Here is a 26,084-nt window from a genome sequence, read left to right as displayed (position 1 = left end):
TTCAGTCCTCAGCCTTGGTAATTGTCACAGAAGGCCTGGGCCTCAGCGACATCCAGGGTGCCTTCGTAGATGGCACGGCCGGTGATGGCGCCGATGATGCCCGGGGCCTTGGCGTCCAGCAGGGCCTTGATGTCACCCAGGTTGTGAATGCCACCCGAGGCGATCACCGGGATACGGGTGGCTTCAGCCAGTGCCTTGGTGAAGGGCACGTTGCAGCCCTGCATCATGCCGTCCTTTGCGATGTCGGTGTAGACGATCGCCGAGACGCCATCGGCCTCGAAACGCTTGGCCAGGTCGATGACCTGCACCGAGCTGACTTCAGCCCAACCGTCGGTGGCGACGAAGCCGTCCTTGGCGTCCAGGCCGACGATGACCTTGCCCGGGAAAGCTTTGCACGCTTCAGCAACGAACTCGGGCTGCTTGACGGCCTTGGTGCCGATGATCACGTAGCTGACGCCAGCCTTGACGTAGTGTTCGATGGTTTCCAGCGAACGGATACCGCCGCCGATCTGGATCGGCAGGTTCGGGTAGCGCTTGGCGATGGCGGTAACCACTTCACCATTGACCGGCTGGCCTTCGAAGGCGCCGTTGAGGTCAACCAGGTGCAGGCGGCGGCAGCCACCCTCGACCCACTTGGCGGCCATGCTCACCGGGTCGTCGGAAAAAACCGTGGAGTCTTCCATGCGGCCCTGGCGCAGGCGCACGCAAGCACCGTCCTTCAGATCGATAGCGGGGATAATCAGCATCTTGGGAACCTGTCTATTTGTTGGGTTTCAGGGCTTCTCGAGTGCCCACAGGTCGCTTTCGATGCTCTCGAACCGCTCCTTGAGGTGCAGCTGAACATCGGCAATCGCCCTGTTGTAGTAATGGGGTGCAATCTCTTTGCTGAACAGCTCGAGGACCTCGGCCACCTCGAACGACCCCAACTGCAGCTCGAAGCGGTCTTCGAGAAAACGCTTCAAGGTGTCGAGCGCTTCGCGCTCCTGCTCGGGGGCCAGGGTGATGGTCGGGGCCTTGGTCTTCGACCTGCTCATTTACCAGCGCCCGTCCCAGGCGATGAAGTTCTGCAGCAGCTGCAGGCCATGGGTATGGCTCTTCTCCGGGTGGAACTGCACGGCAAAACGCGAACCGTCGGCCAGCGCTGCGGCAAAGTCGACGCCATAGTGACCGCGACCCACCACCTGGCCCGGCTTGCCGGCATTGATGTAGTAGCTGTGCACGAAGTAGAAACGTGCGCGGTCAGGGATGTCGTGCCACAGCGGGTGGTCGATGGTCTGGCTGACTTCGTTCCAGCCCATGTGCGGCACCTTCAGGTGCTCGCCCTCTTCTTGCAGGTCTTTGCCGAAAAAGCGCACCTGGCCAGGGAACAGGCCAATGCAGTCGACGCCGGTGTTTTCCTCACTGTGCTCGAGCAGCGCCTGCATACCGACGCAGATGCCGAGGAACGGGCGGTCCTGGCTGACTTCGCGCACCAGGCTGTCGAAACCCAGGCGGCGGATCTCGGCCATGCAGTCGCGAATCGCGCCCACGCCCGGGAACACCACACGGTCGGCCTCGCGGATCACTGAGGCATCGCTGGTCACCAGCACTTTACCGGCACCTACGTGCTCAAGCGCCTTGGCCACCGAGTGCAGGTTACCCATGCCATAGTCGATTACGGCTACCGTTTGCATTTACAGGCACCCTTTGGTGGAAGGCATCTGCCCGGCCATACGCTCGTCGAGGGTGATGGCCATGCGCAGAGCGCGGCCGAAAGCCTTGAATACGGTTTCGATCTGGTGGTGGGTGTTGTGGCCACGCAGGTTGTCGATATGCAGGGTTACCAGGGCGTGATTGACGAAGCCCTGGAAAAACTCCTGGAACAGGTCGACATCGAAGCCGCCAACGCTGGCACGGGTATACGGTACGTGCATCTGCAGGCCTGGGCGGCCAGAGAAGTCGATGACCACGCGTGACAGCGCTTCGTCCAGCGGCACGTAGGCGTGGCCGTAGCGGAAGATACCTTTCTTGTCACCGATGGCTTGGGCGAATGCCATGCCCAGGGTGATGCCGACGTCTTCGACGGTATGGTGATCGTCGATATGCGTGTCACCCTTGCACTCGATATCCAGATCGATCAACCCATGGCGGGCGATCTGGTCCAGCATGTGTTCAAGGAAGGGCACACCGATATCGAATCGGGCCTTGCCGCTGCCATCGAGGTTGATCGAGCACTTGACCTGGGTTTCCAGGGTATTGCGCTCGACGGAAGCCTTACGTTCAACCATCACCAGCTCCGCAAAATCATTGGGCGAAAAGGGTTTCATTATAGGCCCAGAACGCGCCAGCTTGAAACGCGGATGACATATGGCAAAGCCAGGTTTTACGCGGGCTGGATGCTGCTACAGGTCTATACAAGCACAGCAGCCCGCTCCTGCAGTGGCGAAAGGGGGGGGCGCAATGCGCCCCCCTGCTGATCAATGGAACAGCACAGCGGTCTTCTGCAAGGTCACCCAGACACCCCAGGCCAACGGCACGACCACCACCGCCCAGGCCAGCAGCACCAGTGGCAGGCTGCCTGGCGCCGCTTTCCACTCCAGCGACCGCGCCCCATCGGCGCCCTTGTCATGGCTCAACGCCCGCTCGGCCGCCAGTTCGGCATCACTCATGAAGTGCTTGTCGGCCACCGGGCGCACCAGCATGTTGCAGATAAAGCCCAGCACCAGCAGACCCGCGAGGATGTACAAGGTCATGTCATAAGCCGCCGCCCGCTCCACGCCCGCTGCCAGTTGATACTCGCGCAGGTAGGTGATCAGCACCGGCCCCAGCACCCCCGCTGCCGCCCAGGCGGTCAGCAGGCGGCCATGGATGGCACCCACCATCTGCGTGCCGAACAGGTCGGCCAGGTAGGCCGGCACCGTCGCAAAACCACCGCCATACATCGACAGGATGATGCAGAACGCTGCCACGAAAAGCGCCACGTTGCCCAGGTGCCCCATGTTCGGCACCAGGCTGTACAAGCCCACGCCCAAGGCGAAGAAGGCAAAGTAGGTGTTCTTGCGGCCGATGTAATCGGAGAACGATGCCCAGAAGAACCGGCCGCCAATGTTGAACAGGCTCAGCAGGCCGGTAAAGCCGGCGGCGATCGCGGCAATCTGCGCCAACTGCGCAGTGCTCAGCTGGCTGAAGGTCAGTTCGTTGCCCAGTAATTTACCGGCGAACACTTCCTGCAGCAGCGGTGACGCCATGCCCAAAATGCCGATGCCCGCCGACACGTTCAGGCACAGCACCAGCCAGATCAGCGCGAACTGCGGGGTCTTCCAGGCCACACTGACGTGCACGTGGCGGTCGGTGACCATGGCGTTACTGGCATTCTTCAACGGCGCAGCCCAGCCTTCAGGCTTCCAGCCGGTCGGTGGTACGCGATACGCCAGGGCGCCAGCGGTCATGAACACAAAGTAGATCGCCGCCATGGCGACAAAGCTCTGCCATACGCCAACTTCGTGCTCATTGCCAAAATGCCCCATAAGCGCGGTGGCCAGCGGCGCCCCGACCATGGCCCCGCCGCCGAAGCCCATGATCGCCATACCGGTGGCCATGCCGCGTTTGTCCGGGAACCACTTGATCAAGGTCGACACGGGTGAGATGTAGCCCAGGCCCAGGCCGATACCGCCAATCACGCCGGAACCAAGCCACATCAGCCACAGCTGATGGGTTTTCACACCTATCGCCGAAAGCAGCATGCCACCGCACCAGCACAAGGCCGACACCAGGCCAGCCTTGCGCGGGCCGGCGTGCTCCAGCCAGCCGCCCAACACCGCCGCCGAGCAGCCGAGAAAGACGAAGAACAGGGTGTAGATCCAGCTCAGCATCGAGATTGGCCAGTCGCATTCGGCGCTGAACATCCGGGCCATGAAGCCCATGTCTGCCGCACAGGCGACGGGGGCGGTGATCCCCAGGGCTTGCGACAAAGGCAACCAGAATACCGAGAAGCCGTAGGCCATACCGATGCACAGGTGAATGGCCAGGGCAGCTGGCGGGACCAGCCAGCGGTTGAAGCCCGGGCGGGCGATTATGCGTTCCTTCGACAGGAAGCCTGGCTCACTGGCCAAGGTTCCCGTCGCGACGGTACTGGTCATGAATCTGATCCTTGTTATAGGGAGGGTGCTCGCGAAGCGGCGCAAGGGTAGCAGCATCAAGCAGAATGAAAGCAATCTGCCATCGTCCATTTTTGCCTGACTGAATCGGTCATGTCCCCGGCAAAAGCTCAATATTAAGCTGTCGAAAGCCGTACCCTCTGATACAGGCGTAGGAATTTCCTACATCTCTAGTCGTACAAGCAGGGGTAACCGCTACAGCGTTATACTCTGCCGCCTGAACTCACTAACGGACTAAAAGGACTCGCCCATGAAAGCGTTCGGCAAAATCCTGGGACTGGGGCTTCTCGGGTTACTGCTGATCATCGTGGCGCTGGGCTTCGCCCTGACCCACCTCTTTGATCCCAACGACTACAAAGACGAGATTCGCCAGCTGGCACGCGACAAGGCGCACGTCGAACTGACCCTCAACGGTGACATCGGCTGGAGTCTGTTCCCGTGGCTGGGCCTGGAGCTGCACGAAGCCAGCATCGCTACCTTGAACAAACCCAAGGAACCGTTCGCCGACCTGCAGATGCTTGGCCTTTCAGTCCGTGTGCTGCCGCTGCTACGCCGCGAAGTGCAAATGAGCGACGTACGTGTCGAGGGCCTGAACCTGACCCTGGCGCGTGACGAACAGGGCCATGGCAATTGGGAGGACATCGGCAAGCCGCTGCCCGCGCAGAATGGCGCAGGCACCGATGCACCCGCACAGGCACCGGCACAGGCCGAGCAGACGCCTGCGACCAGCGACAGCAACGACCGCGCCATCAAGCTGGACATTGACAGCCTGACCGTGAACAACGCGCGCGTGCAGTACACCGATGCCAAGACCGGCCACAGCTACAGCGCCGAAAGCATCCAGCTGAGCACCGGCCCAATCCATGAAGGCGCAAACATTGCGCTCAAGACCAGCGCCTTCATCAGCGCCAGCCAGCCGAACATCAAGGCCCGTACCGAGCTGGCCGGCGAGTTGCGCTTCGACCGCAAGCTCAAACGCTACAACTTCGAAGACATGCGCCTGTCGGGCGAGACCTCGGGTGAGCCTACCGGCGGCAAGACCGTGACCTTCGCCGCACAAGGCCAACTGCTGGTCGACCTGGCCGCCAATGTCGCCTCGTGGAACGGCCTGAAAGTTTCGGCCAACCAACTGCGCGCCCTCGGTGAGCTGAACCTGCGTGATCTGGACAAGGCACCCCAGCTGAGCGGCGGCCTGTCCATCGCCCAGTTCAGCCTGCGCACCTTCCTTGAAAGCATCGGCCACCCGCTGCCGGCCACCAATGACCCGGCCGCCTTCGCCAAGCTGGAGCTGGTGACCCGCCTGCAGGGCACGCCCAGCAGCCTGGCCCTGGAAGACCTGGCAGTGAAGCTGGACGACAGCACCTTCAGCGGCCGCGTGGCCGTCGAAGATTTCGCCAAACAAGCCCTGCGCCTGCAGCTTAAGGGCGACACATTCGACGCCGACCGCTACCTGCCGGCCAAAAGCGAAGAAGCCAAGGGGGCCACCGCTGCGCGCCAGGCCGAGGTCAAGCAACAAGAGGCCAGCGCCGTAGCCGGTGCCGGCACCACACCACTGCCCAACGCCCCAACGCAAGTGGCATGGAGCGACGACAAGCTGCTGCCGGTCGACCGCCTGCGCGCCCTCGACCTGCAGGCCGACCTGGCCTTCGGCTCGTTGACCCTGGACAAGCTGCCGATCGAGGGCGCCCAGCTCAAGGCCGTTGGCCAAGGCGGCCTGCTGACCCTGCAAACCCTGCGCGGAGAGCTGTACAACGGCACCTTCGAAGCCAAGGGCACGGTCGACGTGCGCCCTGCCGTGCCACAGCTGGGTGTGAACACCAATATCCAGCGGGTGCCGGTGGAACACTTCATCAAGACCGAAGGCAAGGAACAGACGCCGCCGGTCAAGGGCCTGCTGACCCTGACCAGTGATCTGACAGCCACCGGTAACAGCCAGAAAGCACTGGTCGACACCCTGAACGGCAGCGCAAACTTCGCCATCAACGATGGCGTGCTGGTCAATGCCAACCTGGAACAGCAGCTGTGCCAGGCCATCGCCACGCTCAATCGCAAGACGCTGAGCAGCGAACCACGCGGCAAGGACACCCCGTTCCAGGAGCTGCGCGGCAGCCTGGTGGTACGCAATGGCGTCGCCAGCAACCCGGACCTCAAGGCGCGTATCCCGGGCCTGACCGTCAATGGCCATGGTGACCTCGACCTGCGCGTGCTGGGCATGGACTACAACATCGGCATAGTCGTCGAAGGCGACCAGCGTGCCATGCCGGACCCGGCCTGCCAGGTCAACGAACGTTATGTGGGTGTTGAAGTCCCCCTGCGCTGCCGTGGTCCGCTGGAACTCGGCGCAAAGGCCTGCCGCCTCGACCAGAACGGCCTGGGCAAGGTTGCCGCCAAGCTGGCCGGCAACCGCCTGAAAGACAAGATCGATGAAAAACTTGACGAAAAACTTGGAGACAAAGTGAGCCCGGAACTGAAAGACGCGCTCAAGGGGCTGTTCAACCGATGAGCCCCGAGCAGTTCTCCAGCGCAGTGCTGGACTGGTATGACGAGCACGGCCGGCACGACCTGCCCTGGCAACAGGGCATCACGCCGTACCGGGTGTGGGTGTCGGAAATCATGTTGCAGCAGACCCAGGTCAGCACCGTGCTCAATTACTTCGACCGCTTCATGCAGGCCCTGCCAACCGTGCAAGCCCTGGCCGAGGCACCGGAGGACGAAGTGCTGCACCTGTGGACGGGCCTTGGCTACTACACCCGCGCACGCAACCTGCAAAAGGCCGCCAAGGTCGTCGTCGAGCAACATGGCGGCGAATTCCCGCGCAGTGTCGAGCAGCTTACCGAGCTGCCCGGCATTGGCCGCTCCACTGCCGGCGCCATCGCCAGCATCAGCATGGGCATCCGCGCACCGATCCTCGACGGCAACGTCAAGCGCGTGCTGGCACGCTACACCGCCCAGGCCGGCTACCCCGGCGAACCCAAGGTTGCCAACCAGCTATGGGCCACCGCCGAGCGCTTTACTCCGCAACAACGCGCCAACCACTACACCCAGGCGATGATGGACATGGGCGCCACGCTGTGTACGCGCAGCAAGCCCAGTTGCCTGATCTGCCCGTTGCAGCGCGGCTGCGAAGCGCACCTGCACGGCGAAGAAACCCGCTACCCCGAGCCCAAACCGCGCAAGGCGCTGCCGCAACGGCGCACACTGATGCCACTGCTGGCCAACCACGAAGGTGCCATCCTGCTTTATCGACGCCCTTCCAGCGGCCTTTGGGGGGGCTTGTGGAGCCTGCCGGAACTGGACGACATCGCCCAGCTCGACGACTTGGCCTACCAGCACGGCCTGCGCCTGGCTGGCCGCCACGCCATGGACGGCCTGACCCATACCTTCAGCCACTTCCAGCTGGCGATCGAGCCCTGGCTCGTGCACGTCGACCCGGTCGGCGAGCACGTGGCCGAGGCCGACTGGCTCTGGTATAACCTCGCCACCCCGCCGCGCCTGGGCCTCGCCGCCCCGGTGAAAAAGCTGCTTGAACGCGCGGCCGACGAACTGATCGCAGGAGACGCCCGATGACCCGCACCGTGATGTGCCGCAAATACCTAGAAGAACTGCCAGGCCTGGAACGCCCGCCCTATCCCGGTGCCAAGGGCCAGGACATCTTCGAACACATCTCGCAGAAAGCCTGGGCCGACTGGCAGAAGCACCAGACCATGCTGATCAACGAGAAGCGCCTGAACATGATGAACGCCGAGGACCGCAAATTCCTCCAGGCTGAGATGGACAAGTTTTTCGCCGGCGAAGAATACGCTCAGGCCGAAGGCTACGTTCCGCCGGCCGAATGACCCCAAAAATCGTAAGCGACGGAATTAATTTAAAATTTTTTCAAAAAGTCGTTGACGAGCGGTCCGGAAATCTATTTAATTCACCTCGTCGCCCAGATAGCTCAGTCGGTAGAGCAGAGGATTGAAAATCCTCGTGTCGGCGGTTCGACTCCGTCTCTGGGCACCACCTTCAAGCTTCTGGTGGTTGCAAAGTTACCCGAAGCGACAACAAGAAACCCGCCTAGTGCGGGTTTTTTGTTGCCTGCGATTTTTAACTTCACGCGGCGTCGAAGAACACGAGACCTCACAACGCAACCTGAAGGCTCGCCATGCAATCGAGAAACCCGCAGCCATAAGCAGACTGCGGGCCAAACCTTACTCGTCCGACATGGAACGAAGATGATTGAATGCGTCCTCAGTCATGTGCCCCATGTAGGAGATGCTGTGCAACTGAAGGTGGCCGTGTTGCTTGCCTTTTTCGATAATGGCGGCGATGTCAGCCTTTGTAATCCTTTGCTCGTCGCAACCGGCGAAACCGGTTGGATAGTAAACCCTGCCATCGTCCGTGTAGCCGTACAGGGTGACCAGATAAAAGTGCTTCATGACTCCTCCTTTGTAGCGCAAACGTGCGCATCACTCACAGACGCCGAATTGGCGCAGTGAAAGGCTGCCAGCCAGCATGGCTGGCAGCAGGAGAGAAGCTACGCAGGGCCCACGGTCCGCATAATCTGGATATGTATCCCACAGACATCCCAAGCTGCAGCGCCCAGGCGCGCTGCTTGGGTTTATCGGGCAATTGCGCTTCAATACGCGCACTTTCAGACACACCCAAGGATTTCCCCATGGCCACCCCTACCAAGCAACAGAAACGCGCCAAGCGCGCCGCCAGCAAGGCCAAGCAGAACCGCATGGTTCGCAGCGGCCAAGCGGTCAAGGCCAGTGCCGGCGACAGCGCCAGCGTCGAGCAGGTGTACAACAAGGCCATGGAGTCGGGCAGCTACGACGCGATGTTCAACAAGATGAAGGAAGCCCAGGAAGGCGGCCTGGTGCCAATGATCTCGGTGTTCCTGGTGGATCCGCTGCTCGCCCTGGTGCTCAAGGGGCACAAGGAAGAACACGCCACCGACTACATCGTGCTGGTGTTCAACGCCTACCGCAAATGGCTGGACGGCGCTGACGAAGAGACCACCATGGCCTGGCTGGAGAGTGATGAGTTCCAGGACGCCTATATCGCCGCTTCCGAACTCGTGGCCAAACAGCAGCAACAGCAGAAGCAGTTTGGCTGACAGGGCCATATAACCTGTTGCGGCCCCTGTAGGAGCGGGTTTACCCGCGAATACAATGGCGGCTGCGACGGTGATTAGCCAGGGAAATCGGCCAGCAGCCCCGGCCCTTTCGCGGGTAAACCCGCTCCTACGGGCCTGTGGTGAACCTGCGGGCTTGCCCGCGAAAGGGTCATCACAGGCCACAAAAAAAGGCCGCACCCTTCACAGGGCGCGGCCTTTTCATTTCAGTCAGCGCGGATCAGCTGTCCAGCGCCGCCCGCCCGGCAGCCTCGCGCTTGCGGTGCACCAGCAAGCCAGCCGCCACCACACCAATACTCAGCAACGCAGTCGCAATGATCTCCGCACGGTGATCCTCACGCAGCGCCATGACCACCAGAATGGCAACGATGAAGGCAATGGTCGCCCAGGTCAGGCCCGGGAACAGCCACATCTTGAAGGTGATCTTCTCGCCGCGGGCTTCACGCTGGGCGCGCATGCGCAGCTGCGACACGGCAATCACTAGGTACACCAGCAGCGCGATGGCGCCAGAGCTGGCCAGCAGGAACTCGAACACCTGGGCCGGTGCCACGAAGTTGGCGAACACGCAGAGAAACGCAGCCGCGGTGGACAGCAGTACCGCCACGTGCGGGGTCGCCGCCTTGGTGGTGCGTTGGGCGATGGCCGGGGCGTCGCCACGCTTGCTCAGCGAGAACAACATGCGCGAAGAAGTGTACAGCGCCGAGTTCAGGCAGCTGGTCACGGCTATCAGCACCACAATGTCGACGATCAGCTTGGCATTCGGCACACCAATGCGGCTCAGCACGGTCTGGTAGGAGCCCGTCTCGGCCAAGGCCGGGTCGTTCCACGGCACCAGGGCCACGACCAGGAAGATCGATACCAGGTAGAACAGGCAGATACGCCAGATTACCGAGTTGGTGGCACGGCTGATCTGCTTGCCCGGGTCCTTCGACTCGGCAGCGGCGATGGTGACGATTTCGGTACCCATGAACGAGAACATGGTGGTCAGCATCGCTGCCAGCACCGCGCCCAGGCCGTTGGGCATGAAGCCTTGGGTATCGAACAGGTGGCTGGCACCGCTCACCTGGCTGCTCGGTACAAAGCCGAACAAAGCAGCACAGCCCACGGCGATGAAGCCGATGATCGCCAGCACTTTGAGCAGGGCAAACCAGAACTCGAACTCACCGTAGTTCTTCACACTGCACAGGTTGGTAAGTGTCAGTGCCAAGGTAATGATGAGGGAGAACGCCCACAGGTCAACCGCCGGGAACCAGGCATGCAGAATGGCTGCGGCGGCGTTGGCCTCCAGCGGAATCACCAACACCCAGAACCACCAGTACAGCCAGCCAATGGTGAAACCGGCCCAGCGCCCGATGGCGCGGTCGGCATACGTAGAGAACGAACCGGTGTCAGGCGAGGCGACTGCCATTTCACCCAACATACGCATCACCAGCACGACCAGCGTACCGGCGGCAGCGTAAGCCAGCAGCACGGCAGGGCCGGCAGCTGCGATGGCGTGGCCGGAGCCTACGAACAGGCCGGCACCGATGACGCCAGCGATGGACAGCATGGTCACATGCCGTTGTTTGAGCCCCTGAGCGAGGTCATTGGAATTGTTACCGCTCATTGAAACTACCTTTGTAAGGAGTGGACCACGCCGACTGCGGGTACAGAGCGCGCCAGGGGATGACCTAGGCATCGCTGCAATCGGCGGTTTCCAACTGGCAATAAGCGCGCCATATGACGAATGCACTCGTCAGAAAATTCTGCAGGCCTTTGATGATGCGGCCTGGAGGGCTTTCGGCCATTGCATGACCGAAAGGACCTCAAATTAGTGGATTACTGAAATACCCACTTACAAATGCACCAAAGGTGCTCCTCGGTAACACCTGTGCACCACTGCAATGCCAAAAAGTGCAACCCATGGGTACAACCTTGTGACATCAACATGGCATCCGTGGGTGAACCCGATTGCACTGGCAAAAGGTCGGGTTTACCCCTCCAATGGGTCAAAACAGCTTCCATGAGCCGGCCAAAGCTGGCACCATCGCGCCTTTTTTCATCAAGGCTCTGGTGCTGGGCGACACCTTCGCGGACATCTGCGCGACGTTACGCTGTAGCGATGCGACAAACTGCCCCACCAGCGCCCCCAGTCCCCGGCGACCCTGTTGGCCGTCATAATGCCGCTATGCTAGCTTGGCGCACGCCAGGAAGGCCGCCAACAGCTGGGAACGCACCCGAACACATGAGGACCGCACATGGCTCAGGCCACGCCCGCGCTGGAAATCCGCAATTTGCACAAACGCTACGGCGAGCAGGAAATTCTCAAGGGCATTTCGCTGACCGCTCGCGACGGTGACGTGATCTCCATCCTGGGGTCGTCCGGCTCCGGCAAGTCCACCCTGCTGCGCTGCATCAACCTGCTCGAGAACCCGCACCAGGGCGAAATCCTGGTCGCCGGCGAAGCCCTCAAGCTCAAGACCGCCAAGAATGGCGACCTGATCGCAGCCGACAACCGCCAGATCAATCGCCTGCGCAGCGAAATCGGCTTTGTCTTCCAGAATTTCAACCTGTGGCCGCACATGTCGATCCTCGACAACATCATCGAGGCGCCACGCCGCGTGCTCGGCCAAAGCAAGGCCGAGGCCATCGAAGCCGCCGAAGCGCTGCTGAACAAGGTCGGCATCTACGACAAACGCCACAGCTACCCCGCCCAGCTTTCCGGTGGCCAGCAACAGCGCGCCGCCATTGCCCGTACCCTGGCCATGAAGCCCAAGGTCATCCTGTTCGACGAGCCCACTTCGGCCCTCGATCCGGAAATGGTCCAGGAAGTGCTTAACGTTATCCGCGCATTGGCCGAAGAAGGCCGTACCATGCTGCTGGTGACGCACGAGATGAGCTTTGCCCGCCATGTGTCCAGTGAAGTCGTCTTCCTGCACCAGGGCCTGGTCGAAGAGCAGGGATCGCCGCAGCAGGTCTTCGAAAACCCGACCTCGGCGCGTTGCAAGCAATTCATGTCCAGCCACCGCTAACGGAGCAATACATGCACACCTACAAGAAGTTTCTCCTGGCAGCTGCTGCCACGCTGGTGATGTCGGCAAACGCCATGGCCGCAGAAAAACTGCGCATGGGCATCGAAGCCGCCTACCCACCGTTCAACAACAAGGATGCCAGCGGTAACGTGGTTGGCTTCGACAAAGACATCGGCGACGCCCTGTGCGCCAAGATGAAAGTCGAGTGCTCGGTCGTTACCTCCGACTGGGACGGCATCATCCCGGCCCTGAACGCCAAGAAGTTCGACTTCCTGGTGTCGTCGCTGTCGATCACCGACGAACGCAAGCAGGCTGTGGACTTCACCGAGCCGTACTACTCCAACAAGCTGCAGTTCATCGCGCCGAAAAACGTCGACTTCAAGACCGACAAAGCGTCGCTCAAGGGCAAGGTCATCGGCACCCAGCGCGCCACCTTGGCCGGCACCTACCTTGAAGACAACTACCCGGATGTCGATGTCAAACTCTACGACACCCAGGAAAACGCCTACCTTGACCTGGTTTCCGGTCGTATCGACGGCATCCTGGCCGACAAGTACGTGCAGTACGAGTGGCTGAAAAGCAAAGACGGCTCGAACTTCGAGTTCAAGGGCGAGCCGGTGATGGATAGCGACAAGATCGGCATTGCCGTGCGCAAAGGTGACACCAAGCTGCGCGACGACCTGAACAAAGCCCTGGCAGAAATCAAAGCCGACGGTACTTACAAGAAAATCAACGACAAGTACTTCCCGTTCAGCATCGAATGATCCGCCCTGACCGGCGCGCCCTTGCGGCGCGCCAGTCCCTAAAATGACCTGCCCATGAATATCGACCTGCACGGATTCGGTCCGGCCATGATGGCCGGCACCCTGATGACCGTAAAACTGGCGCTTTGCGCCTTGCTGCTGGGGCTGGTCCTGGGCCTGCTCGGCGCCCTGGCCAAGACCTCCCCGCTCAAGCCGCTGCAATGGCTTGGCGGCTTCTACTCGACCCTGGTTCGCGGCGTGCCCGAACTGCTGTGGGTGCTGCTTATCTATTTCGGCACCGTCGGGCTCATGAACAGCCTCGGCGAAGCCCTGAACATGCCCGGCCTTGAGCTCAGCGCCTTTGCCGCGGGCGTGATCGCCCTGGGCCTGTGCTTTGGCGCCTACGCCACCGAAGTGTTCCGTGGCGCCATCCTCGCAATCCCCAAGGGCCACCGCGAAGCCGGCCTGGCGCTGGGCCTGTCCAAGGGCCGCATCCTCTCGCGGATCATCCTGCCGCAGATGTGGCGCATCGCCCTGCCCGGCCTTGGCAACCTGTTCATGATCCTGATGAAGGACACCGCCCTGGTATCGGTAATCGGCCTTGAAGAAATCATGCGCCATTCGCAGATCGGCGTGACCGTGACCAAAGAGCCGTTCACCTTCTACATGGTCGCGGCCTGCATCTACCTGGGCCTGACCGTGCTTGCCATGACCGGTATGCATTTCATGGAAAAACGCGCCGCTCGCGGCTTTGCGAGGGCTGAATAATGAATTGGGAAGTCATCTTCAAATGGCTGCCACGCCTGGCCGAGGGTGCGGTCCTGACCCTGGAGCTGGTGGCCATTGCCGTGGTTGCCGGGTTGATCCTGGCCATCCCGCTGGGCATCGCCCGTTCCTCGCGCCACTGGTACGTGCGCGCGGTGCCGTTCAGCTACATCTTCTTCTTCCGTGGCACGCCGCTGCTGGTGCAGTTGTTCCTGGTCTATTACGGCCTGGCGCAGTTCGATGCGGTGCGCTCCAGTTCGCTGTGGCCGTACCTGCGCGATCCGTTCTGGTGCACGGTGCTGACCATGACCCTGCACACCGCTGCGTACATCGCCGAGATTCTGCGTGGCGCGCTGCAGGCGATCCCTAAAGGTGAGATTGAAGCGGCACGGGCGCTGGGCATGTCGCGTGGCAAAGCGCTGTTCTACATCATGCTGCCACGCGCCGCGCGCATCGGCCTGCCGGCGTACAGCAACGAAGTGATCCTGATGCTCAAGGCCAGTGCCCTGGCCAGTACCGTGACCCTGCTGGAGCTGACCGGCATGGCCCGTACCATCATCGCCCGCACCTACCTGCCGGTGGAAATCTTCTTCGCCGCAGGCGTGTTCTACCTGGTGATCTCGTTCATGCTGGTGCAAGGCTTCAAGCTGCTGGAGCGCTGGTTGCGCGTGGATGCCTGCCAAGGCCGCTGACATCTCCTGGCCTTCTTCGCGGGCACGCCCGCTCCTACAACAGGCCTATGCTGAACCTTCGTAGGAGCGGGTTTACCCGCGAACAGGCCCTCAACCCCAACACACATCCCCATGCCCAGCCACCTCCACAGCCACCACCTAAGCGCCCGCTTCCAGGCCCTCGACCAGTTCCTGATCGAGCACCAACAGCTGTGGAAACCCCGCCCCTTCACCACCCTGCAACTGGCCTGGGAAACCACCCACCGAAAGCTTGCCGCCCACCTGCGCCAATGTTCCCTGGCAGACGCCGAAGCCGACAGCGCCGCTGACCGCTTGCCTGCCCCATTCCCGCAACTGGCCGAACAAGCCCGACAGCTCGCCACGCTGGGCAGCCTTGCGCAAACCAATCTACCGCCTGCCGCCCACCGCCTGGACGTCGCCGTCCCCGGCCGCAAATGGCAGCAGATCGAAGCCTTCGCCAGCCACCTGGCCTTCCGCGAGCAGCCCCGGCACTGGCTGGACTGGTGTTCTGGCAAAGGCCATCTCGGCCGTCGCCTGCTGCAACCTGGGCAACACCTGACCTGCCTGGAGTACGACGCCGACCTGGTCGCTGCCGGTCAGGCTCTGAGTGCACACCACCACTTGCAAGCACAGCACGTACATCAGGATGTGATGGCCAGCGACAGCGCTCGCCACCTGGCTAACGATAAAAGTGTTGTTGCCCTGCATGCCTGTGGCGATCTGCATGTACGCCTGATGCAACTGGCCAGCCAGCAAGGTTGCCGGCAACTTGCCATAGCCCCCTGCTGCTACAACCGCATCGCCGCACAGCAATACCAGGCGTTATCCACAACCGCGCAGGCGTCGAGCCTGCAGCTGTCGCTGGACGACCTGGGCCTGCCCTTGAGCGAAACCGTCACTGCCGGCGCCCGCGTGCGGCGCCAGCGCGACACCTCGATGGCCCGGCGCCTGGGCTTCGACCTGCTGCAACGCCAGCAGCGCCAGAGCGATGAATACCTGCCGACGCCTTCCCTGCCGGTGGCCTGGCTGGAGAAGCCCTTCGAGCAATACTGCCGCGACTTGGCTGAACTGAAGCAATTGCCAGTGAGCGGCGACCCAGACTGGGCAATGCTGGAAGCTGCGGGCTGGCAACGCCTGGCCGAGGTTCGGAACCTGGAGCGCGTACGCAACCTGTTCCGTCGGCCACTGGAGCTGTGGCTGGTACTCGATCGCGCCCTGTTCCTCGAAGAACAAGGCTATGACGTGCGCCTGGGCCTGTTCTGCGATTACCCACTGACCCCGCGCAACCTGCTCATTCTCGCGGAACGCGACGGTTAGCCGCAGAGCAGCCTGTGGATAAGTCTGTGAACAAGCTTGTGATTACCTGTTGGATACAAGCGTTATTTCAAGCGCTTGGCTTATTCCTGCTTGCGGCTACAGCCCAGTAAAAACAGGCGTTTGCGCAAAGACCAGCGGCGTAGCGATCCGGCATGCCTTTCGCTCAGGCCCCAAATGCCACTTGTGCATAAACATTTCTTGTGGTTAGCGCAAGCGGCTTTTGTGGGAGCGGCCTTGCGTCGCGAAAGGGCCGCAAAGCGGCCCCCGTACTCTCACATTTTCAATGCGCCTTGCCCTTGGCGATCTCGATATCGTTCATCAGCGCCTTGGCCATGTCGCACAGATAATCGGCTGCCCCCAGGAATTTATGGTCGTCCTCCATATCGCCCTCGCGCACTAGGTGCTTGATGTAGCCCATCAGGATCGAGACATGCTCGTAGGCCGCGTCGACGGGGACGCCGGGCTCTACGCGTAGGAGATTGAGGGATGGGTTACCGGCTGCGAGGAAGGTTTCCACGCCTGCGGTTGTGATTGGCTCAGAAACATCTTTTTTCATGGCAAATCCTTATTCACGGAAGGAGACTGCCAAAAATCTTTCTCACGGATTTGGGGCGGCAGCCGTACGCAGGGTGAGAAACCGAGTGAATAAGGAAGCCCGGCCAGACCGAGGTCTGCCCACGTACGACCACCATGGCGGGTAGCGCTTATTCAAGTCGGGTTCTCACACCCAGTCGCCAGAGCGACCCGAAAACGGTATCCGTGAGCCACTTCCCCGACAACAGCGTTACTTCGGCGGCGCGCGTAGGATACTTCCGAAGCATCCAAACCCTGAAGCTTTTGACCCCATGGTTCAGAATTCCCTTACACAGATAACCCGGCTTACCCGCCCCCTTGTAGGAGCGGGTTCACCCGCGAAGAGGCCATACCAGACAACACAAGGCTAATGCTCCACCCCCGCAACGGTGTATCATCCGCCCCCCAAATCATTAAAAAGTGACGTCGCGCGCTGCCCGCCAGCCCCGCGACCTTCTGGCGTTGCGCCAGAACCGACAATGGACCACCGGACCTGAGCATCGTGACCCGAGCCACCCCCCTCGCCCTGCTGACCTTCGCCCTGGCCCTGACCGGCTGCGCCGGCGGCACCTCGCCCCACCCCAACAGCAACCTGGGCTGGAACCACCCCGGCATGCAGCTGGGCGGCGACAACGGCCTGCCCCTGCGCACAGAAGCCCCATGCCGCAAGCGCGGCTGCGACAACGACAAGCTGTTTTTCAACCCGGGTAAAAGCGAGCCTAGCGTCACCACCATGCACCGCGGCTGGTAGGAAAATTCTTCTTTTAGGCCGGTGACTTAGGTCTTTTGCGAACATTCGCAAGGAAGTGGTTTACAGGCGCCAAACGATCGCTATAATGACGCCCCATTGCCGGTATAGCTCAGATGGTAGAGCAACTGACTTGTAATCAGTAGGTCCCGGGTTCGATTCCTGGTGCCGGCACCATACGCAGTATCAAAAAAGGCTCACCGAAAGGTGGGCCTTTTTTGTTTTCAGTGTCGTTATGCCCCCTCGCCCTTACCCCTCTCAAACCCTCCGCAACCCCCGCCGCACCTCTTTATCGGCATACATCAACTGATCCGCCGCTTTAAGCGCGGCCTGCAGCGAAGTCGCAGCGGGATCAACACTCGTAATACCAAAACTCGCACCCGCGTAATCGAACCGGCAGTCGTCAAATTCGTAGCTACCAATCAGCAGCGGCACCAGCCGTCTGCGCATCGCTGCGGCAGTTTTGGCCATTTCGTCCGGGTGGACCGAAGCGGTCAAGCCGATCACAACGAACTCGTCACCACCCCAGCGCCCAAGCTCATCCGACGCCCGCAATCCACCCTGCAGGCGCCGGCTGCTTTCGATCAGGAACTTGTCCCCCACCTCGTGCCCGTACGTGTCGTTGATCGCCTTGAATTCATCGAGGTCGATAAACGCCACCAGCACCCCCTGCCCCGTTCGCTTCGCCAACGCGAAATGCCGATGCAAGGCAGCCAGGATTGCACGCCGATTCTTCAACCCGGTCAGCGCGTCATAGTTTGCCGCATAGCGTTCTTCCTGGCGGCGCAACAGCATCTGCCCGGCCACACGGCTGGAGAGCAAGATCAAGATCAACCCGAGCGCGGCTACAGAGGCACCGGTCCAGTAATACTGCTGACGCATCGGCTGCAGGTGATCAAGCTTTGCCAGCGTCAGCAGCTGATATTGCGCGTCGTTCAGAGGCTGGCGATGCACCAGATAAGGGTGCCCGTCAATGAGCCATTGATTGGCCTGACCCGCGTCTGCCACAGCGCGGATATCCATGGGCTCGCCCGGCTCTTCGTCGCCATCCAGAGGCCTGCGAATATCGGGCGGGAGCAGTGTCACCACGTTACGCAGCATGAAAAGTTCGCTGGACGCGGTGGTCACACGGCCCTGACGGTTCACTATCAAGGCAATGTGACGCCCTGTCAGGTAGAGGGCTATGTCCGGGGCATCGAACTTGACCGTGACAGAGCCAAGTGGCTTGCCGTCAGCATCGTCGATGCGGCTGGCGACGAAATAGGAGGGGGTTTTGTTCAAGCGGGCGATGCCGAACATCTCACCACTGCCGGTGCGCAATGCGTCGATGAGGTAGGCCCTGCCCGTATAAATCTGGCCAACGATGCTGAATGACTCCGCCCAGTTGCTGGCCGTCACCGTATCGTCTGAGAGATTGTTCATGTAGATACGGCCATAGTGGAGATCGCTGGCCAATCTATCCATGAAATCACCCACGCTTCGCACCAGCGGGTCACGGGTGAACTTCGAAGCGCGCTCCTCACGCGTGAGTGCGGCGAAGCCGGGCGGATCATGGCGATATCGGGCAGCGAGTTGGATCACTTCGCTTTGACGGGCCACCATGTTGGCCACGCTGGCCATTTCGGTGAACAGGCGGTCTACGATTCGCCCCGTAATCTGGGCTTCGTATTCGGCGCCTGCCGCCAGGTTGTCGAGTTCTTCTGCTGTAAGGCGCTGCACTATCCACCCGCCCAGGCTTGCCACAAGTGCCAACCAGACGACCACAACGCCCAGCGTCACCCGGCGCACGATGGATGGAATGTCCCTGCGTTGCCGCCGTTGCGGCGGATCGTAACTCACGCCGCGCTTGCCGGTTGAATGGGGCACCAAAGCAACTCCTTTTGCGATACAGCAATGTGCATCATCGACCCTGCGATACCCCGCCAAGGCGAGGCTCGCAAGATTGTAAAACATTCACCTCAGTGGATCGCCAGTGGATTGATGGCGGTCAAACGACGGGCTGGGCGAGGAGTTTACGTTCAGAACAGGCAGCCCTGAGGGAGGATGAACATGGCCAAGAGATTCCCCACAACCCCTCGCCACCCCGAGCGTATCTGCTGGGGTTGCGACCTGTACTGCCCTGCCAAGGCGCTAGCCTGTGGCAATGGCGCAGACCGGACCATGCATCCGGTGGAGCTGTTTGGCGAGGATTGGGATAGCTTCGAGGGCCAGCTGGAGAAGCCGATTGATCCAGGGCAAGCGGTAAAGCCCAGGTAAGAAAGGGCCGCTTGGCGGCCCAGCGCAGGCCCTGAACCCAGCGCTGGTTCCGTGTGCGGGCGTGCCCGCGACGCTGGCGATGCGGTTGCAGGCACCGGCTGCGCCGGTGTTCGCGGGTGAACCCGCTCCTACAGGTACAGCGCCAGGCCTTGTGGAAGGGCTGATCAGAACACGGTGCTCACCGTCAACGACAGGTTACGCGGGTCGCCATAAATTGCCCCAGCATAGAACCCGTACTGGCTGTAGTAGTGCTTGTCGAACAGGTTGTTGGCGTTGAGGCTGACGCTGGTGTCGTCGGTGAGCTGATACTTGGCCATGGCATTCCAGATGGCATAACCGGACCAGTTCACGTCAGTGGCGCCATTGCTCACACCGTTGGTGGGCTGGCCAGCCGGGCTGGAAATGGCGCGGATGTTGGTCTGCGCAGTCACGCCGGCACCCAGGGTCAGGCGGTCGAGCGGGCCGCTCAGGCGGTAGGTGGTGGAGGCCTTGAACAGGTGCGACGGATCGCTGCGGCCGTCGCTGTCCACGCGACGGAAATGCAAGTAGGTGTAGCCGGCGTACACGTTCCAGTTGGGTGTCAGGGCGCCTGCGACTTCCAGGTCGATGCCGTCGGTTTCCTGCCCGGAACCGGCCTTGTATGCGTTGCCACCGGTCGGGGTGGTCAGGTCGCCGTCCAGCACGGCCTTGTTTTCCTGCTTGGTGCGGAAGTACGCCGCCGAGGCGTTCAGGCGGCCATCGAACCACTCACCCTTTATACCTGTCTCGTAGCTTTGCCCACGAATCGGCTCGACCTTGCTGCCGCTGCTGGTTTCAGATGTTTGCGGGGTAAAGATGTCGGTGTAGCTGGCGTATACCGAGTAGTTGTCGTTGAGGTCGTACACCGCGCCCAGGTAGGGGGTGACGATGCCGTTCTCTTCCTGGCTGCTGCGCTCGCCGGCCACGCTGCGGGTGACCGAGGAATAGTTGCTGGTGCGCACGCCAACGATCACCGACAACGGGTCGGTGATGCTCAGGCGGGTGGCGGCGTACATGCCCTGCAGGCGGGTGGTGGTCTTGCTGTGAAGGCCGGTGCGCGAAGCGATGAGGTCGTAGTCGTCATCCACACCATTGTGCCAGTCGGTCACCGGGAAGCCGTTGTTGGCGCGGAACTGGCAACCCAGTGCAGGCGCGCTGGTCATGCCGCCGCCGACCATGGTGCAGGTGTACTGGGGCGACCAGCCAACGGTGCGGCTGTCGTTGTAGCCGACCATGGCCTGGTGGGTGCGGCCGAACAGCTGGAACGGGCCAGACAGGTCGATCTGCGCCGACTGCTGGGTGGTGTCGCTGGAGCTGTGCAAACCATTCAGTACGGCGCCGCTGCCGTCCTGGTCCCAATAGCCGCCGTAGCTGCCGCGCCCAGCCGAGTTCACCTTGGCAAGGCCCCGGTGGTTCAGGGCTTCGGTGGTGGCCTGGGCGGCTTTCAGGTCCAGGGTCCAGTCGTTGTCGAAGCGGTGCTCGAGCGAACCGAACGCAGTGCGGGTGGTGTACTCGCCAAAGCTCCAGCTGGGCACCACGTTGGTGCTGCGCGGCAAGTCGGTCTTGCTGCCGTCGCGGTACCAGATCGGGACGTTCGCCCCCCAGCCGCCGCCCACAATCTTGTTGTACTCATACTGGTAACCGGCGCCCAAGGTGGTGGCGTCGTCCAGGTCGAACTCGAAATTAGCCAACGCGGCGCGGGAGCGCTCGGACTGGTTATCGCGGAACGAGTTGGCATCCTGCTGGGTCATCACGAAACGCGAGCGCAGGCGGCCATCTTCGGATAGCGGCAGGTTCAAGTCCGCCCCCAGACGACGCTTGTCCCAGCTGCCGTAAGTGGCATAGGCGCTGCCGCCGAAGGTTTTGGTGGGTGCCTTGCGGATCAGGTTGACGGTGGCCGAGGGGTCGCCGGTGCCGCCCAGCAGGCCGTTGGCGCCGCGTACGATGTCGATGCGTTCATACAGGTCCATGTTCAGCGCATTGCCGCTGCCACTGAAATCGGAGCCGCCCTGGGTCTGCAGGCCATCGACCTTCCAGTTGCTGATCGAGTAACCACGCGCGCGGTAGTCGGTACGCCCACCCACCTCGGACTTGTTGGCCGTTACGCCTGGGGCGGTTTCCAATGCCTGCTCGATGGTATGGATGTCGCGGTCATCCATCTGCTGGCGGGTGATGGTGGTAACCGATTGCGGTGTCTGCCGTGGCGTCAGTGCCAGGCCAGTGGAGCTGCGGGTGCTCTCGACCGTATAGCCCAACTGGCCGGCCTCGTCGGCAGGCTGTAATGCGCTGTCTTCGATCTGTGTGGCGTCGAGTTCAAGGGGTTTGCCGTCGGCAGCCACTGCACCACCGCTGATGGCGACGGCAACGCAGAAGGCCAGCGGCTTGAGGCAATTGCCACTTTGACTGAAGGGGATGAACACTGGCGTGATGCTTTGGGGATTCATTTGGGAAGGCTTCGTATTTGCAGATGATTTTTTGTTAGGATTCTAGGGATCAGCCCTCCGGGCTCCAGGCCCGACATGTACGGGGATGTAATTGAACGTAACGAGCGCCACCGGCCCTCACCGAACAGGTGTTTTTCTGCATGAGCACGACCCTGCTGGTTGTCGATGATGACGACGAGATCCGCGAACTTCTTTGTGATTACCTGACCGATGCCGGCTACAACGTACTGGCGGCAGCCGACGGTCAACAGATGCGCGACCAGCTGGCCCGGCACAAAGTGGAGCTGGTGGTGCTCGACCTGATGCTGCCGGGTGAGGACGGCCTTAGCCTGTGCAGGCAGTTGCAGGCCACCCCCGGTTTGGCAGTGATCATGCTGTCAGCCAAGGGCAGCACGCTGGACCGCATCATCGGCCTGGAAGTAGGCGCCGACGACTATCTGGCCAAGCCCTTCGAACCACGCGAACTGATCGCCCGGATCAAAGCCGTACTGCGTCGCCCGCAACGCCTGGGCACCTCTGCCGAAGAACCCGTGGTGGACGCCCAGCTGTTCGCAGGCTTTCGCCTGGAACACGTCAAGCGCCTGCTCACCCGCCCGGATGGCGAGACCCTGACCCTGCCGCGCTCCGACTACCGCGTGTTGCGCGAACTGCTGGAAGCCAACAACCGAGTGGTCTCCCGTGACCAACTGACCCGCAGCGCGTTCGGCCGCGACCACCTGCCCGACGACCGTTCGGTGGACATGTGCGTCAGCCGCCTGCGCCAGCAGCTGCGCCGGGCGCCGGCGGGGACCGCGCAAATCCTGACCATCCGCAACGAAGGCTACCTGCTGAGCATCGCCACCCTCGCCGCCGGTGCCTGACATGCGCTGGCTTCACCGGCTGTGGCCACGCACCTTGTTTGGTCAGCTGCTGCTGATCATGGTCAGTGGCACGCTGGTAATCCAGTTGATGTCGAGCAGCATCTGGTTCGATGTGCGTTTCGCTCAGGCGCTAGAGGTGCCCGTGCGACTGGTTGCTGCACGCAGCGCCCCCCTGATTGCCCTGGCCGACTGCCACGGCGGTACGCTGCAGGCGCCATCCCACTACCAGCTTCGCTGCGTCGAAAGCCTGCCTGCGCAAGAGCATGACGAGCGCCGCGGGCGCAGGCGGGTCGAGTTGTTGTTGCAGCAGGCCCTGAAGTACGAGCTGGGGCATGCCCAGGACGTACGCCTGATGAACGTGCAACTCACCGACGAACTGGGCCAGCCGATTGTCTGGCGCAGCCTGTTCGGCCTGCGCACGGCCCAGGCGCATATCCAGTTTGCGGTGCCGTTACCCGATGGCCAGTGGCTGACCGTTGCAGGCCAGGAACTACAGGGCTGGAGTGGCGAGTCGGCCTGGGTGCTGATCAGCGATTACCTGCTGCGGGTGTATGCGCTGCGCATCGTCGCGGTGTTGCTGGTATGCCTGGTAGCCGTGCGCCTGTGCCTGCGCCCGTTGCAGCGCCTGGCCGATGCCGCACGCGGCCTGGGCAGCAACCTCGAGCAGCCTCCCCTGGCACTGGATGGCCCGGAGGAAGTGCGCCAGGCGGCTCAGGCGTTCAACGCCATGCAGCAGCGGCTGATTGCCATGGTCAACGACAAGGCCTACTTCCTGGCCGCCGTGTCTCACGACCTGCGTACTCCACTGACCCGCATGCGCCTGCGACTGGAGCGCTTACCCGATGACGAGCACCGCCAGCGCCTGCGGCAGAACATCACGCAGATGGACGATATGATCGGTCAGGTTCTGGATTACCTGCGTGCCGGAGAGCAGCAGAACTTGCAGCAGGTGGACCTGGACCGATTGGTTGCGCGCCAGTGTGCGGACCTGGCGACTGACCAGGAACCACTGCCGGTGCACGGCCGGGTGAACAGCTTGCGTGGGGATGCCCTGCTGCTACAGCGCTGTCTGCAGAACTTGTTGGTCAATGCGTTGCGTTATGCCAAGGATGTTTCTGTCACGCTGGAGCGGACCACCACAGGGGTGTTCATCCACATCGACGACCGCGGGCCAGGGATTTCACCAGCGCTGCTGCCGATCATCACCGACCCGTTCGTGCGCGGTGAGGGGTCGCGTAACCAGGCATCCGGCGGATATGGGCTGGGGCTGAGCATTGCCCAGCGGATCGCCACCAGCCATGGGGGTGAGCTGATGCTGTCGAACCGTGAGAGCGGTGGGTTGCGGGTCAGCATACTGCTGCCCGGCTAACGCGATCTTCTGTAGGAGCGGCCTTGTGTCGCGATGGGCTGCGCAGCAGCCCCAGATAGTGGTGTCACGGCACAAACCGCCGGGGCTGCTGCGCAGGCCTAGGAATTCGCATTCAGGTAACAGTCTTTTACCGATTACCCAGGTTTTCCCTCCCCTGCGTTTGCCTATCCTATGCCCGGTCATCCTGCCTGCGATGGACCCATGAAACACTCTCTTCCCAGCCGCTACGCCTGCCTCGTACTCTGCCTTGTCTTCACTTTCGCCAGCCTGCCCCTGCTGGCCCAACATGCCTGGCTGTGGCCGGTAACGCTGATCACCGCGCTGCTCAGCCTGGTCGGTCTGAATGACCTGCGCCAAAGCCACCATGCGGTGCGACGCAACTACCCAATCCTGGGCAATATCCGTTACCTGATCGAAACCATCCGCCCGGAAATCCGCCAGTACCTGATCGAAGGTGACGACGACAAGCTGCCGTTCTCCCGCTCGCAACGCTCGCTGGTCTACGCCCGCGCCAAGAACGAAAGCGCCGAGAAAGCGTTCGGCACGCTCAACGACGCCTACAAACCTGGTTTCGAATTCATCAGCCATTCCATGCTACCGGTGGCCACGCCAGACCCTGCGTCGTTCCGCATTGCCATCGGCGGGCCGCAATGCCGAATGCCCTACTCGGCCTCGATCTTCAACATCTCGGCGATGAGTTTCGGCGCCCTCAGCGCCAACGCCATTGCTGCGCTCAACCGCGGCGCGCGCATGGGCCGGTTTGCCCATGACACTGGCGAAGGCAGCATCAGCCCGTCCCACCGTGAACACGGCGGCGACCTGATCTGGGAAATCGGCAGCGGCTACTTCGGCTGCCGCACCGAGGACGGTCGTTTCGACCCACAGCGCTTCGCCGAACAAGCCCGCTCGGCACAGGTGAAGATGATCGAGATCAAGCTCAGCCAGGGCGCCAAGCCTGGCCACGGCGGCATTTTACCGGGGCACAAGGTCAGCCCCGAAATTGCCGAGACCCGTGGCGTACGCGCAGGCGAGGACTGCATCTCGCCGGCGGCGCACAGCGCCTTCCGCACACCAGTCGAGCTGCTGCGGTTCGTAGCCGGCCTGCGCGAGCTTTCGGGTGGCAAGCCCGTGGGCTTCAAGTTCTGCCTGGGCCACCCTTGGGAGTTCATGGGCATTGCCAAGGCCATGCTCGCCACCGGCATCACCCCTGACTTCATCGTTGTCGATGGCAAGGAAGGTGGCACCGGCGCGGCACCTCGCGAGTTCAGCGACAACATGGGCGTACCAATGCGCGAAGGCCTGATGTTCGTGCACAACACGTTGGTCGGCCTGAACCTGCGCTCCAGCATCTGCATTGGCGCGGCGGGCAAGATCGTCAGCGCCTTCGACATTGCCAGCGTATTGGCCATCGGCGCTGACTGGGTCAATTCGGCACGCGGCTTCATGTTTGCCATTGGCTGTATTCAGTCGCAGAGCTGCCACACCAACAAGTGCCCGACCGGCGTGGCGACCCAAGACCCTCTGCGCCAGCGCGCCCTGGTGGTGCCAGACAAGGCCGAGCGGGTAGCCAGCTTCCACCGCAACACACTGCACGCACTGGCCGAGATGCTGGCTGCCGCAGGCCTGGAGCACCCTTCGGAGCTCAAGCCCAAGCACCTGGCGCGGCGCATAAGCCCCAGCGAAATCGGGTTGTTTTCGGACTTGCACACATTCCTCAAGCCGGGCGAATTACTCAGTGGCTCGATCGAAAGCGAGTTTTATGCGCGGATGTGGCGGATGGCGCGTAGCGACAGTTTTGCGCCAGAGACGGGGGACACTGCAACACGAACTGTGGCATCAAGACTGCGCCACGAAGAGACTGAACCTGCATGACAAACATGACTGGGGCTGCACTGCAGCCCTTCGCGGGCGTGCCCGCTCCCACAATTGCAGCGCCAGCGCAGGCAACGCTGTACCTGGACTGCCCCCAAGAAGTTGGACACTAATCCAACCCTTGGGGGATCTATGGGTAAGTACACCGAGCAATTCAAGCT

Annotated in this window: 24 protein-coding genes and 2 tRNA genes; 16 read left to right on the top strand and 10 right to left on the bottom strand. The window is 61.9% G+C overall.

What is annotated here, in order from left to right; all coding sequences use genetic code 11:
* Positions 1-8: 8 nt before the first annotated feature.
* The 5 genes from hisA to FQ668_RS00670 form a co-directional block, all read right to left on the bottom strand.
* Positions 9-746: a 1-(5-phosphoribosyl)-5-[(5-phosphoribosylamino)methylideneamino]imidazole-4-carboxamide isomerase gene (hisA, locus tag FQ668_RS00690; RefSeq protein WP_003255731.1), complete on the bottom strand. Its 738-nt coding sequence runs from the start codon at positions 744-746 to the stop codon at positions 9-11.
* 27 nt (positions 747-773) lie between these two features.
* Positions 774-1,034, bottom strand: a complete 261-nt coding sequence (locus tag FQ668_RS00685) for a DUF2164 domain-containing protein (RefSeq protein ID WP_003255734.1) — start codon at positions 1,032-1,034, stop codon at positions 774-776.
* Positions 1,035-1,673: an imidazole glycerol phosphate synthase subunit HisH gene (gene hisH / locus FQ668_RS00680; RefSeq protein WP_014589369.1), complete on the bottom strand. Its 639-nt coding sequence runs from the start codon at positions 1,671-1,673 to the stop codon at positions 1,035-1,037.
* Entirely contained in the window at positions 1,674-2,267 is a 594-nt protein-coding gene (hisB, locus tag FQ668_RS00675; protein WP_003255736.1) for an imidazoleglycerol-phosphate dehydratase HisB, read from the bottom strand.
* Between the two features lie 189 nt (positions 2,268-2,456).
* Complete coding sequence (locus tag FQ668_RS00670) at positions 2,457-4,118, bottom strand: OFA family MFS transporter (protein WP_014589368.1); 1,662 nt, start codon at positions 4,116-4,118, stop codon at positions 2,457-2,459.
* 268 nt (positions 4,119-4,386) lie between these two features.
* Between FQ668_RS00670 and FQ668_RS00665 the strand changes: the two genes are divergently transcribed.
* The 4 genes from FQ668_RS00665 (at position 4,387) to FQ668_RS00650 (ending at position 8,138) form a co-directional block, all read left to right on the top strand.
* Complete coding sequence (locus FQ668_RS00665) at positions 4,387-6,639, top strand: AsmA family protein (protein ID WP_019439079.1); 2,253 nt, start codon at positions 4,387-4,389, stop codon at positions 6,637-6,639.
* Positions 6,636-7,703: an A/G-specific adenine glycosylase gene (gene mutY / locus FQ668_RS00660; RefSeq protein WP_010951654.1), complete on the top strand. Its 1,068-nt coding sequence runs from the start codon at positions 6,636-6,638 to the stop codon at positions 7,701-7,703. Before FQ668_RS00665 ends, mutY begins: the two co-directional genes overlap by 4 nt.
* Positions 7,700-7,972 carry an oxidative damage protection protein gene (locus FQ668_RS00655; RefSeq protein WP_019439078.1) on the top strand — a complete coding sequence of 91 codons (273 nt, stop codon included), beginning with the start codon at positions 7,700-7,702 and terminating at the stop codon, positions 7,970-7,972. The genes mutY and FQ668_RS00655 overlap by 4 nt, the downstream gene beginning before the upstream one ends.
* 90 nt (positions 7,973-8,062) lie before the next feature.
* A tRNA-Phe gene (locus FQ668_RS00650) sits at positions 8,063-8,138 on the top strand.
* Between the two features lie 188 nt (positions 8,139-8,326).
* Here FQ668_RS00650 and FQ668_RS00645 read toward each other — a convergent pair.
* A complete protein-coding gene (locus FQ668_RS00645; protein ID WP_019439077.1) occupies positions 8,327-8,554 on the bottom strand; it encodes a hypothetical protein in 228 nt (75 codons plus the stop codon).
* A 239-nt stretch (positions 8,555-8,793) separates the two neighbouring features.
* On the opposite strand from FQ668_RS00645, the gene FQ668_RS00640 reads away from it, so the two are divergent.
* Complete coding sequence (locus tag FQ668_RS00640) at positions 8,794-9,237, top strand: hypothetical protein (protein WP_014589364.1); 444 nt, start codon at positions 8,794-8,796, stop codon at positions 9,235-9,237.
* Between the two features lie 238 nt (positions 9,238-9,475).
* Here the strand turns inward: FQ668_RS00640 and gabP are convergent, their stop codons facing one another.
* The gene (gene gabP / locus FQ668_RS00635) at positions 9,476-10,861 is read right to left on the bottom strand and encodes a GABA permease (protein WP_003255745.1); all 1,386 of its coding nucleotides are present in this window, start codon (positions 10,859-10,861) and stop codon (positions 9,476-9,478) included.
* 631 nt (positions 10,862-11,492) lie between these two features.
* On the opposite strand from gabP, the gene FQ668_RS00625 reads away from it, so the two are divergent.
* The 5 genes from FQ668_RS00625 (at position 11,493) to FQ668_RS00605 (ending at position 15,783) form a co-directional block, all read left to right on the top strand.
* Positions 11,493-12,266 carry an ABC transporter ATP-binding protein gene (locus tag FQ668_RS00625; RefSeq protein ID WP_019439075.1) on the top strand — a complete coding sequence of 258 codons (774 nt, stop codon included), beginning with the start codon at positions 11,493-11,495 and terminating at the stop codon, positions 12,264-12,266.
* Positions 12,267-12,277: 11 nt separating this feature from the next.
* Entirely contained in the window at positions 12,278-13,030 is a 753-nt protein-coding gene (locus FQ668_RS00620; RefSeq protein ID WP_019439074.1) for an ABC transporter substrate-binding protein, read from the top strand.
* Positions 13,031-13,084: 54 nt separating this feature from the next.
* Positions 13,085-13,777: an ABC transporter permease gene (locus tag FQ668_RS00615; protein ID WP_003255749.1), complete on the top strand. Its 693-nt coding sequence runs from the start codon at positions 13,085-13,087 to the stop codon at positions 13,775-13,777.
* On the top strand, positions 13,777-14,466 hold the full coding sequence (locus FQ668_RS00610; protein ID WP_019439073.1) for an ABC transporter permease: 690 nt from the start codon (positions 13,777-13,779) through the stop codon (positions 14,464-14,466). The genes FQ668_RS00615 and FQ668_RS00610 overlap by 1 nt, the downstream gene beginning before the upstream one ends.
* Before the next feature lie 111 nt (positions 14,467-14,577).
* Positions 14,578-15,783, top strand: a complete 1,206-nt coding sequence (locus tag FQ668_RS00605; protein WP_019439072.1) for a methyltransferase — start codon at positions 14,578-14,580, stop codon at positions 15,781-15,783.
* A 280-nt stretch (positions 15,784-16,063) separates the two neighbouring features.
* Here FQ668_RS00605 and FQ668_RS00600 read toward each other — a convergent pair whose 3' ends face one another.
* Positions 16,064-16,339: a DUF3077 domain-containing protein gene (locus FQ668_RS00600; protein WP_019439071.1), complete on the bottom strand. Its 276-nt coding sequence runs from the start codon at positions 16,337-16,339 to the stop codon at positions 16,064-16,066.
* A 519-nt stretch (positions 16,340-16,858) separates the two neighbouring features.
* Here FQ668_RS00600 and FQ668_RS00595 point away from each other — a divergent pair.
* The gene (locus FQ668_RS00595) at positions 16,859-17,107 is read left to right on the top strand and encodes a hypothetical protein (RefSeq protein WP_014589359.1); all 249 of its coding nucleotides are present in this window, start codon (positions 16,859-16,861) and stop codon (positions 17,105-17,107) included.
* A gap of 98 nt (positions 17,108-17,205) precedes the next feature.
* Positions 17,206-17,281: transfer RNA gene (locus FQ668_RS00590), tRNA-Thr, on the top strand.
* A gap of 81 nt (positions 17,282-17,362) precedes the next feature.
* Here FQ668_RS00590 and FQ668_RS00585 read toward each other — a convergent pair.
* The gene (locus FQ668_RS00585; protein WP_026031809.1) at positions 17,363-18,970 is read right to left on the bottom strand and encodes a sensor domain-containing diguanylate cyclase; all 1,608 of its coding nucleotides are present in this window, start codon (positions 18,968-18,970) and stop codon (positions 17,363-17,365) included.
* 183 nt (positions 18,971-19,153) lie between these two features.
* On the opposite strand from FQ668_RS00585, the gene FQ668_RS00580 reads away from it, so the two are divergent.
* Positions 19,154-19,360 carry a DUF3079 domain-containing protein gene (locus FQ668_RS00580; protein ID WP_014589357.1) on the top strand — a complete coding sequence of 69 codons (207 nt, stop codon included), beginning with the start codon at positions 19,154-19,156 and terminating at the stop codon, positions 19,358-19,360.
* A 164-nt stretch (positions 19,361-19,524) separates the two neighbouring features.
* Here FQ668_RS00580 and FQ668_RS00575 read toward each other — a convergent pair whose 3' ends face one another.
* Positions 19,525-21,822 (bottom strand): TonB-dependent siderophore receptor, encoded by a 2,298-nt coding sequence (locus tag FQ668_RS00575; protein ID WP_019436730.1) that lies wholly within the window; start codon positions 21,820-21,822, stop codon positions 19,525-19,527.
* Between the two features lie 140 nt (positions 21,823-21,962).
* On the opposite strand from FQ668_RS00575, the gene FQ668_RS00570 reads away from it, so the two are divergent.
* The 3 genes from FQ668_RS00570 (at position 21,963) to FQ668_RS00560 (ending at position 25,923) form a co-directional block, all read left to right on the top strand.
* The gene (locus FQ668_RS00570) at positions 21,963-22,682 is read left to right on the top strand and encodes a response regulator (protein ID WP_019436731.1); all 720 of its coding nucleotides are present in this window, start codon (positions 21,963-21,965) and stop codon (positions 22,680-22,682) included.
* Position 22,683: 1 nt separating this feature from the next.
* Positions 22,684-24,051 (top strand): ATP-binding protein, encoded by a 1,368-nt coding sequence (locus FQ668_RS00565; RefSeq protein ID WP_019436732.1) that lies wholly within the window; start codon positions 22,684-22,686, stop codon positions 24,049-24,051.
* A 201-nt stretch (positions 24,052-24,252) separates the two neighbouring features.
* Entirely contained in the window at positions 24,253-25,923 is a 1,671-nt protein-coding gene (locus FQ668_RS00560; protein WP_019436733.1) for an FMN-binding glutamate synthase family protein, read from the top strand.
* Positions 25,924-26,084: the final 161 nt, after the last annotated feature.

It is taken from the genome of Pseudomonas sp. Kh14, assembly GCF_900291005.1.
Classification (GTDB): domain Bacteria; phylum Pseudomonadota; class Gammaproteobacteria; order Pseudomonadales; family Pseudomonadaceae; genus Aquipseudomonas; species Aquipseudomonas alloputida.
Note: the sequence above shows the minus strand (reverse complement) of the source record. Positions and strands in the feature narration are given on the sequence as shown.